The sequence below is a fragment of the Proteus sp. G4415 genome, assembly GCF_963896075.1.
In the GTDB taxonomy this organism is placed as follows: domain Bacteria; phylum Pseudomonadota; class Gammaproteobacteria; order Enterobacterales; family Enterobacteriaceae; genus Proteus; species Proteus mirabilis.
Map to the genome: position 1 here is coordinate 1 of NZ_CAWQOK010000097.1, position 1,636 is coordinate 1,636.

The 1,636-nt window shown below is 32.3% G+C and carries 1 pseudogene; it reads left to right on the plus strand.

The features are described 5' to 3' along the window. Positions 1–88: 88 nt before the first annotated feature. Positions 89–858: pseudogene (locus tag AACU95_RS11455) on the plus strand (phosphoribosyltransferase). Positions 859–1,636: the final 778 nt, after the last annotated feature.

Sequence of the window (1,636 nt, forward strand, 5' to 3'; positions counted from 1 at the left end):
TAAATAATACATTGCCTTATTTTAATATAGCTCTGCTATTTTCTCTCTGTTATACTTTCCTTCTCTTCTCGGACTAGCATATGTATTTATGGGATTAATAATTCAAGAGCAATGTGTTATTGTTGATCATAATTGCCCCGACTGGCTAATAACTCAGTCTGAAGGGAATCCAACTATTGATTATACAGATGGCTTAAAAGTTTATGCTATTTTTAAAAGACAATTCCTTTCAGGTAAAAGAAGACGTAATAGAAAACAACGTCAACTGGGGGATAATTGTCCTTTAATTTATGCTTTGAAAAAAAGGATGATTTATATACAAATATTTCTAGCATAAAAAAACTCAATGATAGCTTCAAAATTATTTGCAATAAACTTATGGAATTAGAACCTAAAGGGTATCAACTAATAATATCAATGCCTTCAGCCCATAATATTAGCCCTATTATCGCAAAACGTTTAGCAAAAAAATTTAATGCCACATATTTAACTGATATTTTAAGAAAAATAACAGTCGATAATGCTTTTCAACTTCTCGATAAAGCAGATATTAATATTGAAGAGGCTAAAAGTCTTAGTTTCAAAATTAAATTACAAGCAAAAGAAGTTGGACTTAAAGGAGGGTTTTCACTAAAAAGTATCCCTACTGAATTTAGGAATATATTTCCACCATTTGTTTTAAACACACAAGCATCATCCAATACTGAAAAAATCAGAATATTACTTGTCGATGATCTTATGGCTACAGGAACAACATTAACTACAGCTAGGGATATCATTGCACAACAGTATCCAAATACCATTATACATGCTATCTGCCTATTCAGTTCAATAAAAAAACAAAACAAAAAAACTTGATAATATCAAGATAAACGGGTATAAAGGCGTTATAGAGTGTGCTTGAGTCTCCCCGCTCTTAAAATCCAGATGAGACCCGCGTAAGCACCTGACTGAGGTCAGCTTGTAAAGAGCAAGTATCAGTCGATTAGGCAGCGGCTAATCCTTCAACACATATTGTTGTCGTAGAGAAATATCAAAAGGAGAACTTAGGTTCTCCTTTTACTTTTTAATCTTATGTGAAAAATTAACAAAGCATTCTTCCTTTCAAATTTCGTTACTACTATTTATCACGCCCTTTATAAATACTTCTTAATACTCTCTACTATTACAAAATAGCTAGCCCTATTAAAAGAGTAAGTAATCAGAAACTAATTTTGTAATAAAAAACAGACTAGTTACGCCATAAATATACAGAAGAGAGCCTAAACTCTCTCTTTCTATATTCAATAAATATTTGTTTTACTGATTTCAATAAAGTATTAAAAACTTCATTCTGCGATGCCCTGATCTTTTTTCCTTTTGGAGTAATAAAAGTCACTTCTTTTCCACTATGACTACAAGCAGTACTAACTGTACTGCTTGTCTTCTCAAGTCTCAATATCAGAACCTCATTCTAAAGCGCTAACGCACAATTGAAAATAAAGTGACAAGCTCCTGCGAAGCACCGCATATTACCCTCCTACTGACCATTTGATATTAATTGGAATTTGAAGGCTTAAAGTTGTTGTATGGATATCATTGTACTTTGGTCTATGACAAAAGAAACTGAGTTAGCCGGAAAACCACACCTTATATC